This window comes from Streptomyces sp. NPDC029122 (genome assembly GCF_055569445.1).
The window spans coordinates 120320-129963 of record NZ_JBVHWK010000023.1 but is presented as its reverse complement, the minus strand read 5'-3'; the positions used below and the strand labels follow the sequence as shown (position 1 = coordinate 129963).

The following is a 9644-nucleotide window of genomic DNA, read 5'->3' as shown; positions in this document are numbered from 1 at the left end:
AACGCTCGGCTGGGAAACCCCAGCCGAGCGTTTGCATAAACTCCTCGCGGCCTGATCAACCGACCACGTGTTGCCACGACCCCTAGAAACCGCCCTGATCCCGGCCCGGGGGCCTCTCGTACGCTGTGGAGGTCAGTCGTTGGCGGCGGCGAGTTCCGCCACGCGGCGGCGGACCAGGAACCAGCCGCCGACGAGGGCGGCGGCGATGGCCGGGAGGAACATGACCGTGGTGCGGCCGACGCCGCCGTCGCTCCACATCAGGACCAGGACCGCGACCAGGAAGACCAGGGTCACGATCTGGGTGTAGGGGGCCCAGGGGAGGCGGTAGGACGGGCGCTCGACCAGGCCGTTCTTCGCGCGGTGCCAGAAGAAGAGCGAACAGATCATGACCATGGCCCAGGTGCCGAGGATGCCGATGGAGGCGAGGTTGAGGACGATCTCGAAGGCCTCGCCGGGCATCCAGTAGTTCAGGCCCACGCCGGCGACGCCGAAGGCTGCGGTGAAGAGCACACCGCCGTAGGGGACCTTCCCCTTGTTCATGACGCCGGTGAACTTGGGGGCGGAGCCGGACATGGCCATCGAGCGCAGGATCCGGCCGGTGGAGTAGAGGCCGGAGTTCAGGCTGGACAGGGCGGCGGTCAGGACGACCAGGTTCATGACGCCGGCGGCGCCGGGGACGCCGAGCTTGTCGAAGACGGTGACGAAGGGGCTCTGGTCGGCCGAGTAGGCGGTGTACGGGAGCAGCAGGGCCAGCAGGACCACGGAGCCGACGTAGAAGATGCCCACGCGCCACATGATCGAGTTGATCGCCTTCGGCATGATCTTCTCGGGGTTCTCGGTCTCACCGGCGGCGACGCCGCACAGTTCGACGGACGCGTACGCGAAGACCACGCCCTGGATCACCAGGAGCATCGGCAGGACGCCGGAGGGGAAGATGCCGCCGTTGTCGGTGATGTTGGCCAGGCCCGGGGTGTTGCCGCCGATGTCGTGGCTGGTGGCGACGAGGTAGATGCCGACGAGCAGGAAGAGCGTCAGGGCGGCGACCTTGACCAGGGAGAACCAGAACTCCATCTCGCCGAAGTACTTCACCGAGATCAGGTTGGCGGTGAGGACGACGGCCAGGGCGATGAAGGCGAGCACCCACTGGGGGACGTCGGTGAACATCGACCAGAAGTGCGCGTAGGTCGCGGCGGCGGTGATGTCGGCCACAGTGGTCGTGGACCAGTTGAGGAAGTACAGCCAGCCGGCCGTGTAGGCGCCCTTCTCCCCCATGAACTCGCGCGCGTACGAGACGAACGCGCCGGAGGAGGGGCGGTAGAGGACGAGCTCGCCGAGCGCCCGGACCACGAAGAAGGCGAAGACACCGCACACCGCGTACGCGATGGCCAGGGAGGGGCCGGCGCCGGCGAGGCGGCCTCCGGCGCCGAGGAAGAGGCCGGTGCCTATCGCGCCGCCGATGGCGATCATGTTGATGTGGCGGGACTTGAGGTCCTTGCTGTAGCCCTCGTCACCGGCGTCGACAGGGCGTGGGGACGCCTTGGCGGGGGGCTCGGTCAAGGTGCGATCGCTCATGCGGAAGGTCGCCTTCGTGGGGTCGGACAGGAAGGCCGGGCCGTGTGCGGGGGAGCTGGGTGGTATCCCCCGTGCAGCGGTTCCGGTGATTTGTCGACCCAGGAGACCATGAGCTTCGGCCCCCCGCCAAAATCGGCCTCCTGCGCCCGTGAGCCCCCGGCGACCATGGAAACGGTCTCCGGGGGCTACCCAGGGGTACGAATGCGAGGCAGGGGCCCTCAGGCGCCCGGTGCGGCCTCCGCGGCCTGGTCGAGGCGGAAGGCCTCGTTCCCCAGGCCGATCCGGGCGTGGACCTCGGGGCGGCGGGACTTCAGCAGCAGCCCGTGGACCAGTCCGCCCAGGGCGGCGACGGCGATGACCGCGGGCAGGGCCCAGCTCAGCGCGGAGCCCTGCTCGGCGCCGACCAGGAGGGCGAAGTCCTTGACGGTGTAGAGGGCGATGCCGACCAGGGCGAGGCCGGCCAGGCCCGCGGCGACCAGCCGCCAGACCTGGGCGCCGGCGGTGCCCCGGCGGACGAAGAAGGCGATGACGGCGAAGGAGGCCGCCGCCATCAGGACGGTCACGCCGAGGGCTCCGACGCTGCCCATCCAGGTGAACAGGTGCAGGACGGGCGCGGTCGGGTCGCCGGCCGGCATGGAGTCCGTGACGGCGAAGAGGAGGACGACCACGGCGGCGACGACGGTCTGCAGGAGGGAGCCGGTGGCGGGGGCGCCCGTGCCCGGGTTGGTGCGCCCGAAGCGGGCGGGCAGCAGGCCCTCGCGGCCCATCGCGAAGGCGTAGCGGGCGACGACGTTGTGGAAGCTGAGCATGGCCGCGAACATGCCGGTCACGAAGAGCACGTGCAGGACGTCGGTGAAGGCGCCGCCGAGGCGGCTGCGGGTGAGCTCGAAGAGCAGGCCGGGCCCGGCCTCGGCGGAGGCCTTGACGATCCCGGCGGGGCCGGCGGCGACCGTGAGGGCCCAGGCGCTGAGGGCGAAGAAGACGGCGGCGAAGCCGATGGCGAGGAACATCACGCGGGAGACCACGATGTGCGGCTTGCTGGTCTCCTCGGCGTACACCGGGGACTGCTCGAAGCCGACGAAGGCGGCGATGCAGAAGCACAGCGCGGTGCCGAGGCCCGCTCCGCCGAGGGCGGCCGGGTCGAAGGCCTGCAGGGAGAGGCCCTCGGGGCCGGGTTCGCCGAGGGCGGCGACGTCGAAGACGACGACGAGGGCGCACTCGATGAGGAGCAGGACGCCGAGCACCCTGGCGTTGAGGTCGATCTTGAGCCAGCCGAGCGCGCCGGTGGCGGCGACGGCGAGCAGGGCCGGGATCCACCAGGCGACCTGGGTGTCGAGGTAGGTGGCGAAGAGGCCGGATATCTCGAAGCCGAGGATGCCGTAGACGCCGACCTGCATGGCGCTGTAGGCGACGAGGGCGACGAGGGAGGCGGCGGCGCCGGCGGTGGGCCCGAGGCCGCGGGCGATGTAGGCGTAGAAGGCGCCGGCGTTGTGGACGTGGCGGCTCATCTCGGCGTATCCGATGCCGAACAGGGCGAGGACGACGCCGAGGATGACGAAGAGCAGCGGCTGGCCGACGATGCCCATGACCCCGAAGATCGTGGGCATGACACCTGCGACGACCATCAGGGGCGCGCTCGCGGCGAGGACGGAGAGCAGCAGTCCGGCCGTGCCGAGCCGGTCGGCGCGCAGGGCGCGGTCCTGGCCCTTGTACGTGCGGATCTCGGCCGCGGAGTCGGCTGGGAGCGTGGTGGATCTGCCCGTCGGCATGGCAGGGTCCTTTCGGGGGTGACTGGCTGGTCAGGCGGTGCCGAGCGCGGCACTGCGCGCGGCGAGGAAGGCCTTCTGCGGATCACGGTCCGGGTAGGACCAGGGGGCGCGGGTGGCGTGGCTGCCGATGCGGTGGAAGAGGGCGGCCGCCTCCGCGGGACGGCCTTCGCAGAGCTTGGCGTGGGCGAGGAAGTTGAGGTCGACCCGGTTGCGGGGGTGGTCCTCGCGTTCCCACTCCAGCCACCAGTCGAAGGCGGAGCGCAGGACCTGGCGGGCCCGCCGGCCGGTCCAGTGCTCGGCGGCGGCCTCGTTGGTGGCGCCGCCCCGGGCGGCGGCGAGGACGCGGAAGCGCTCGGCGTGGGCGATCACGGGCAGCACGGCGAGGGGGGAGTCGGCCGGGGACTCCTCGGCTGCCCAGGCGGCGAAGTCGTACACCTCGTGGAGCGGGTCGAGGCCGGCGGCGGGGGTGCGTTCGGCGAGCTTGGCGACCATGAGGTGGTGGGCGTGGTGGTGCTCGCGGTGGCGGGCGCGGACCTGGTCGAAGTGTCGGCTGAACTCCTCTTCGGTGCCGAAGGCGCGGGCGAGCATGAGGAGGCCGAGCCAGGGGGTGGGGTCCGCGGGGAGCAGTGCGGCGGCGCGGCGGCAGGCCTCGTCGGCGGCCTCGGGGCTGCTCTTGCCGCGCAGGGCGGTGAAGACGGAGGCGCAGGCGAGGAGGGTGGCGGCGTCGGCGCTGTCGGGTTCGGCGAGCAGCCACTCGCCGGCCCAGGCGGTGGCGGCCGGGGTCTGGGCGAGGACGACGAGGCGGTGGCCGCGGCGGTCCCAGTCGTCGCCGGTGGTGACGAGGAGGGTACGGGCCTTGGCCCAGCGGCCCTGGGTGAACTGACTGCGGACGCTCACGAGTTCGGAATCGCACAGCGCCGGGTCGAAGAGCTGGGCGTCCCGCTTGCGGGCGCGGCCGAGGGGCGGCGGCGGGGACATCCGCGGGTTCCCTCCAGGACGCGGGCGCGGGTGGACTGCGTACACGGGTGTACGCACGGTGGTACGGGTGGTGCGGGTGGGGTGCCGACGACGCGGCTTGATCACGCCGGTGGTCAATCCGGATGATCACGCACAGCAAACCGGTAGGTACAGCTCCGAGTCAAGGTCCGGTCCAGCGGGTGGCGCGATTCAACTGGTACGCAGAAGGGGCGGGTTGGGACGCATGCGACGGTTCGAAATGCAGGTGTGACCTGCGGGGGGCCGTCCGTAGGGTGGCTGCCATGACGAGCTATCACGATCTGCGCCCCTTCGAGCTGGGCTTCCCCGGGGAACAGCGCGACCGGCTGGTGGCCGCCGTGCTCAGCGGCGCCAAGACCGCGACGACGGGCCTGATGGAGTGGTACGAGGCCGAGGGCGAGCCACTGCCCCGGCCCGGGGAACGCATGGTGCTGGTGGACTCCCGCGAGCAGCCGCTGCGGGTCCTGGAAGTGACGGAGGTACGGGTGCTGCGGCTGGCCGAGGTCGATCTGCGGCTCGCGCTGGACGAGGGCGAGGGTTTCGCCTCGGTGGCCGAATGGCGCTCCGCTCACGAGGGCTTCTGGGAGAGCGAGCCGCTGCGGGCGGAGATGGGCGATCCGGACTTCACGGTGGACGACGACACCCTGGTCGTGGCCGAACGCTTCCGTCTCCTCCCCGACCCGGTTCCCCTCCCGGACACGCCCTAAGCCCTGGGCGGGCGGCTCAGCCGACGGCCCGGGCCGCGGCGCGGCCCGCGGCGCGGCCCGAGAAGACGCACCCGCCCAGGAAGGTGCCCTCCAGGGCGCGGTAGCCGTGGACGCCCCCGCCACCGAAGCCGGCGGCCTCGCCGGCCGCGTAGACGCCGGGCAGCGGCTCCCCGGAGGAGGTCAGGACGCGGGAGGACAGGTCGGTCTCCAGGCCGCCGAGGGACTTGCGGGTGAGGATCGAGAGCCGGACGGCGATCAGCGGGCCCGCCGCGGGGTCCAGGATGCGGTGGGGGGCGGCGGTGCGGATCAGCCGGTCGCCGAGGTACCTGCGCGCCCCGTGGATGGCCGTCACCTGGAGGTCCTTGGTGAAGGGGTTGGCGATCTCCCGGTCGCGGGCGGTGATCTCGCGCCGGACGGTGGCCTCGTCCAGCAGGTCCTCCTTGGTGAGCTCGTTCATCCGGCGGACCATCGCCGACAGGTCCCGCTCCACGATGAAGTCCGCGCCGCGGTCCATGAAGGCCTTGACCGGTCCGGGGACCGCCTGGCGGGCCCGGTTGATCACCTCGCGCACGGACTTCCCCGTCAGGTCGGGGTTCTGCTCGGAGCCGGATAGGCCGAACTCCTTGCCGATGATGCGCTGGTTGAGCACGAACCAGGTGTGGTCGTGGCCGGTGCGCATGATGTGGTCGAGGGTGCCGAGGGTGTCGAAGCCGGGGAAGAGCGGTACGGGCAGCCGCTTGCCCGTGGCGTCCAGCCACAGGGAGGAGGGGCCGGGCAGGATGCGGATGCCGTGCCGGTGCCAGACGGGGTCCCAGTTCTCGATGCCCTCGGTGTAGTGCCACATCCGGTCCTTGTTGATGTGGCTGGCCCCGGCGGCCTCGGCTATGCCCAGCATCAGGCCGTCCACGTGCGCGGGGACCCCGGAGAGCAGCCGCGCGGGCGGGGTGCCGAGGCGGTCGGGCCACTGCGCGCGCACGAGGTCGTGGTTGCCGCCGATGCCGCCGCTGGTCACGATCACCGCCTGGGCCCGCAGGCTGAACGCGCCGGCGGTCTCGCGGCCGCTGGCGGTGCCCCGTACGGCGTCCGACGGTGTCAGGACCTCGCCGGTGACGGTGTCCACGGCGCCGGCGGTGGCCGAGAGCCCGGTGACCCGGTGGCGGAAGGCGAACCGGACCAGCCCGCGGGCGGCTCCGGCGCGGACCCGCCGCACGAAGGGCTCCAGCAGGCCGGGCCCGGTGCCCCAGGTGATGTGGAAGCGGGGCACGGAGTTGCCGTGGCCGTTGGCGTCGTAGCCGCCGCGTTCGGCCCAGCCGACCACCGGGAAGAAGCGCACCCCCCGGGAGTGCAGCCAGGAGCGCTTCTCGCCGGCCGCGAAGTCCACGTACGCCTCGGCCCAGCGGCGCGGCCAGGCGTCCTCCTCCCGGTCGAACCCGGCGGTGCCGAGCCAGTCCTGGAGGGCGAGCTCGCGGCTGTCCTTGATGCGCATCCGGCGCTGCTCGGGGGAGTCCACGAAGAACAGGCCGCCGAAGGACCAGTGCGCCTGCCCGCCGATCGACTGCTCGGGCTCCTGGTCGAGGAGGATCACCCTGCGGCCCGCGTCGACGAGCTCGGCGGTGGCCACGAGACCCGCGAGGCCCGCTCCGATCACGATCACGTCAGCGTCGTACGTCATGCCTGCCGGTCCTCCGGTCGCTCGGTGGTGGGGCAGATCCTTTGCCACGGAGCGGTAACCAGTCAACAGCGGTGATTGGATGGATCCATGGATCCCGCTGACGAGGTACTGGACGTGGTGGACCGGAACGACAGGGTCGTCGGGCAGGCCCCCCGGGGCGAGGTGTACGGCCGGGGACTGCTCCACCGGTGCGTGTTCGTCCTGGCCACGGACGCGCGGGGGCAGGTGTTCGTGCACCGCCGGACCGCCTCGAAGCTGGTCTTCCCCTCGCACTACGACATGTTCGTGGGCGGGGTGCTGGGCACCGGGGAGGAGTACGCGCAGGCGGCCCTGCGGGAGGCCGAGGAGGAGCTGGGGGTGAGCGGGCTGCCGCGTCCGGAGCCGCTGTTCAAGTTCCTGTACGAGGGGCCGGGCGGGGGCTGGTGGTCGTACGTGCACGAGGTGCGGTGCACCCTGCCGGTGGCCCCGCAGGCCTCGGAGGTGGACTGGCACACCTGGCTGCCGCTGGAGGAGCTGGACCGGAGGATCGCCGGCGGGGAGTGGGCGTGGGTGCCGGACGGGCTGGAGGCGTACCGGCGGCTGCGGGCGTTCCGGGCGTTCCGGGAAGAGGGCGGGACCCAGGGCGCGCCGGGTCGGTGACGGGGACGTAAATTGGCCACGTGATCGACTTCGTCAAGGACGTGCGGCTCTGGTTCGCACCGCAGCGGCTGCGGGACGAGGGCGAGACCCCGGACTACCGCTTCTCCCTCGCCAACGAGCGGACCTTCCTCGCCTGGATCCGGACCGCGCTGGCGCTGGTGGGCGGCGGGTTCGCGGTGGACCAGTTCCTGCCGGACCTGCGGTGGGGCGTGCGGGTGGGGATGGCCTTCGCGCTGCTGGCGGTGGGGGCGGCGTGCGCGCTGCGGGCCGTGAACCACTGGATGCGGTGCGAGCGCGCCATGCGGCGGGGCGAGGACCTGCCGGTGTCGCGGTTCCCCGTGGTGCTGGGCCTGGGGGTGGGGCTGGTGGCCGGGGTGATGGTCCTGGTCGTGCTGCTGGGCTGGACGGGCGGGCGGTGAGCGTTCCCGGGGCGGCTCCGCGCGACGCGGGGCTCCAGCCGGAGCGGACGCGGCTCGCGTGGCGGCGTACGACGCTGGCCTGCTCGGTCACGGCGGTGCTGGCGCTGCGCCAGGCCCTGCACGGCACCGGTTCGCGGACGGAGGTGGCCGGGGCGGCGGTGATCGCGCTGATCTGGGTGGCCTTCCTGGCCGTGGCGCACCGGCGGGTGCGGGAGCTGGCCGGGGCCCGGCCGCCGGGGCTCGCTCCGCGGGTGGCGCTGGGGGCGGTGCTGTGTTCCGTGGGCCTGGCGGTGTTCGCGATGGCGGTCATCCTCTGAGCCGCTGGTCCGATGGTCGGGACAGTGCCGCGCCACGATGACACCCACGGGCATAACGGGTGATCCGGGCCGTAGCGGACTAGCCTCGGCGCCATGACGACCCTGCACCACGAGCACCCCACGCACACCCACGAGCACGGCCCCGGCTGCGGGCACACGGCATTCGAGCACGACGACCACCTCGACTACGCGCACGACGGCCACCTGCACCGGCAGCACTCGGGGCACTGGGACGAGTGCGAGCCCTCCGGGCACGCCCCGCACGAGGGGCACGCCCACGAACACGGCGAGCGCTGCGGGCACGAAGCGGTCCGGCACGGCGACCACCTGGACTACCTGCACGACGGGCACCGGCACGCCGAGCACGAGGGCCACTACGACGACCACTGACCGACCAGCGGGGGCGGCCCGCGCTGCGGGCCGCCCCCGTTTCTCCCCCGCCCCGCTCCGCCCGGCCCGGATCCGGGCTGACAGGATGCTGACCGCCTGTCACAGCGACCCGGGGAGAGCGTCCATGACCGTCGAAGAGCCGTACGTCGTCCAGCCCGCGGCCGGGGTGTACGCCTACGTCCAGCCCGACGGGGGCTGGTGCCTGAACAACGCCGGCTGGATCAGCGACGGCGGGAGCACCCTGCTCGTCGACACCGCCGCCACCGAGCGGCGGGCGCTGGCCCTGCGCGGGGCCGTCGCGGCGGCCGGGGTCCCGCAGCCCCGGACGGTCGTCAACACCCACCACCACGGCGACCACACCTACGGCAACGCCGCCTTCACTCCCGGGGCCCTGATCGTCGGGCACGACAACGCGCGCGCGGAACAGCTCGCCGCCGGGCACCAGCTCGAGCTGATCTGGCCCGCGACCGACTTCGGCGCGATACGGATCACCGCGCCCGACCTCACGTACAGCGACCGGCTGACCCTGTACGTCGGGGACACCGAGGTCCGGGTCATCCATCCGGGCGTGGCGCACACCACCGGGGACTCGGTCGTGTGGCTACCCCGGCAGCGGGTGGTGTTCACCGGGGACCTGGTCTTCTCCGGGGGCACCCCGTTCCTCGCGATGGGCTCCCTCGCCGGCTCGCTGCGGGCGCTGGAACTGCTGCGCACGCTGGACGCGGAGACCGTCGTACCCGGACACGGGCCGCTGACCGACGCCTCGGCGTACGACGAGACGGAGCGCTACCTGCGGTACGTGGCCGAACTGGCCCGGGACGGCCGGAAGAAGGGGCTCACCCCGCTGGAGGTGGCGCGCGGGGCCGACCTGGGCGAGTTCGCGGCCTGGCGGGAGAGCGAACGGCTGGTCGCGAACCTGCACCGGGCGTACGCGGAGCTGGCCGGAGAGCCGGAGGGGGCGCCGCTGGACATCATGGCGGTGCTGCGGGACATGACGGTGATGAACGGCGGCACGCCCATCCTGTGTCACGCGTGACGGGGCCCGCGACCTGAGGGTGCCGGGCCGGGAGGGAGTTCTTCCGGCCACCCTATGGACGGCATACCGACTGGTCGGCATGATGGCCTCGGACCGAGAACCCCGTCGTCGACCCGTACGGAGGCGC

The 9644-nt window shown here is 72.6% G+C and carries 10 protein-coding genes; 6 read left to right on the top strand and 4 right to left on the bottom strand.

What is annotated here, in order from left to right:
• Positions 1-132: 132 nt before the first annotated feature.
• From ACZ4WZ_RS24820 to ACZ4WZ_RS24810, 3 genes are all read right to left on the bottom strand, one after another.
• Positions 133-1572 carry an amino acid permease gene (locus tag ACZ4WZ_RS24820; RefSeq protein WP_467893521.1) on the bottom strand — a complete coding sequence of 480 codons (1440 nt, stop codon included), beginning with the start codon at positions 1570-1572 and terminating at the stop codon, positions 133-135.
• A gap of 218 nt (positions 1573-1790) precedes the next feature.
• The gene (locus ACZ4WZ_RS24815) at positions 1791-3341 is read right to left on the bottom strand and encodes an APC family permease (protein WP_467893519.1); all 1551 of its coding nucleotides are present in this window, start codon (positions 3339-3341) and stop codon (positions 1791-1793) included.
• Between the two features lie 30 nt (positions 3342-3371).
• Positions 3372-4319, bottom strand: a complete 948-nt coding sequence (locus tag ACZ4WZ_RS24810) for a hypothetical protein (RefSeq protein WP_467893518.1) — start codon at positions 4317-4319, stop codon at positions 3372-3374.
• A 281-nt stretch (positions 4320-4600) separates the two neighbouring features.
• Here ACZ4WZ_RS24810 and ACZ4WZ_RS24805 point away from each other — a divergent pair, with 281 nt between their 5' ends.
• Positions 4601-5044, top strand: coding sequence for an ASCH domain-containing protein (locus ACZ4WZ_RS24805; protein WP_467893517.1), 444 nt, complete (start codon positions 4601-4603; stop codon positions 5042-5044).
• A 16-nt stretch (positions 5045-5060) separates the two neighbouring features.
• On the opposite strand, the gene ACZ4WZ_RS24800 is transcribed toward ACZ4WZ_RS24805, so the two are convergent.
• Entirely contained in the window at positions 5061-6716 is a 1656-nt protein-coding gene (locus tag ACZ4WZ_RS24800; protein WP_467893515.1) for an FAD-binding dehydrogenase, read from the bottom strand.
• An 87-nt stretch (positions 6717-6803) separates the two neighbouring features.
• On the opposite strand from ACZ4WZ_RS24800, the gene ACZ4WZ_RS24795 reads away from it, so the two are divergent.
• The 5 genes from ACZ4WZ_RS24795 (at position 6804) to ACZ4WZ_RS24775 (ending at position 9517) form a co-directional block, all read left to right on the top strand.
• Positions 6804-7355, top strand: coding sequence for an NUDIX hydrolase (locus tag ACZ4WZ_RS24795; protein WP_467893514.1), 552 nt, complete (start codon positions 6804-6806; stop codon positions 7353-7355).
• Positions 7356-7375: 20 nt separating this feature from the next.
• On the top strand, positions 7376-7774 hold the full coding sequence (locus tag ACZ4WZ_RS24790) for a YidH family protein (RefSeq protein ID WP_467893512.1): 399 nt from the start codon (positions 7376-7378) through the stop codon (positions 7772-7774).
• Positions 7771-8091 carry a DUF202 domain-containing protein gene (locus ACZ4WZ_RS24785; RefSeq protein ID WP_467893510.1) on the top strand — a complete coding sequence of 107 codons (321 nt, stop codon included), beginning with the start codon at positions 7771-7773 and terminating at the stop codon, positions 8089-8091. Before ACZ4WZ_RS24790 ends, ACZ4WZ_RS24785 begins: the two co-directional genes overlap by 4 nt.
• Positions 8092-8184: 93 nt before the next feature.
• A complete protein-coding gene (locus ACZ4WZ_RS24780) occupies positions 8185-8481 on the top strand; it encodes a hypothetical protein (RefSeq protein WP_467893508.1) in 297 nt (98 codons plus the stop codon).
• A 124-nt stretch (positions 8482-8605) separates the two neighbouring features.
• Positions 8606-9517, top strand: coding sequence for an MBL fold metallo-hydrolase (locus ACZ4WZ_RS24775; protein ID WP_467893506.1), 912 nt, complete (start codon positions 8606-8608; stop codon positions 9515-9517).
• The last annotated feature ends 127 nt before the right edge of the window (positions 9518-9644 follow it).

Bases quoted from the DNA above. Each gene is read 5' to 3' on its own strand.
- ACZ4WZ_RS24820 (WP_467893521.1), bottom strand. From the start codon at position 1,572: ATGAGCGATCGCACCTTGACCGAGCCCCCCGCCAAGGCGTCCCCACGC.
- ACZ4WZ_RS24815 (WP_467893519.1), bottom strand. From the start codon at position 3,341: ATGCCGACGGGCAGATCCACCACGCTCCCAGCCGACTCCGCGGCCGAG.
- ACZ4WZ_RS24810 (WP_467893518.1), bottom strand. From the start codon at position 4,319: ATGTCCCCGCCGCCGCCCCTCGGCCGCGCCCGCAAGCGGGACGCCCAG.
- ACZ4WZ_RS24805 (WP_467893517.1), top strand. From the start codon at position 4,601: ATGACGAGCTATCACGATCTGCGCCCCTTCGAGCTGGGCTTCCCCGGG.
- ACZ4WZ_RS24800 (WP_467893515.1), bottom strand. From the start codon at position 6,716: ATGACGTACGACGCTGACGTGATCGTGATCGGAGCGGGCCTCGCGGGT.
- ACZ4WZ_RS24795 (WP_467893514.1), top strand. From the start codon at position 6,804: ATGGATCCCGCTGACGAGGTACTGGACGTGGTGGACCGGAACGACAGG.
- ACZ4WZ_RS24780 (WP_467893508.1), top strand. From the start codon at position 8,185: ATGACGACCCTGCACCACGAGCACCCCACGCACACCCACGAGCACGGC.
- ACZ4WZ_RS24775 (WP_467893506.1), top strand. From the start codon at position 8,606: ATGACCGTCGAAGAGCCGTACGTCGTCCAGCCCGCGGCCGGGGTGTAC.